This is a genomic window from Streptococcus oralis, assembly GCF_001075875.1.
GTDB lineage: Bacteria > Bacillota > Bacilli > Lactobacillales > Streptococcaceae > Streptococcus > Streptococcus oralis_I.
Genome location: NZ_JUOS01000144.1, coordinates 1 through 226, shown reverse-complemented (window position 1 = coordinate 226; position 226 = coordinate 1). Strand labels below are relative to the sequence as shown.

Genomic DNA, 226 nt, shown 5'->3' with positions numbered 1-226 from the left:
AAAAGATGCGACAGTAGTTGTAACATACCCAGACGGAACTAAAGATGAAGTTCCAGTTAAAGTTACTGTTAAAGATTCGAGTGCACTAACTCAACCAGAAATCACAACAGATCTTACAGGTAAGGCGGGTACTAAGACTCCAGTTGAGGTAACAGCAGACCCAGGATCTAAGGTTGAATTGTACGATAAAGACGGCAACAAGATTGGTGAAGCAACAGCAGGAGAA

General features: G+C 42.0%; 1 protein-coding gene. It reads left to right on the top strand.

Annotated elements, in window-relative coordinates:
* On the top strand, window positions 1-226 hold a 226-nt coding region (locus ADM33_RS11760), incomplete at both ends, for a Rib/alpha-like domain-containing protein (RefSeq protein WP_049504398.1).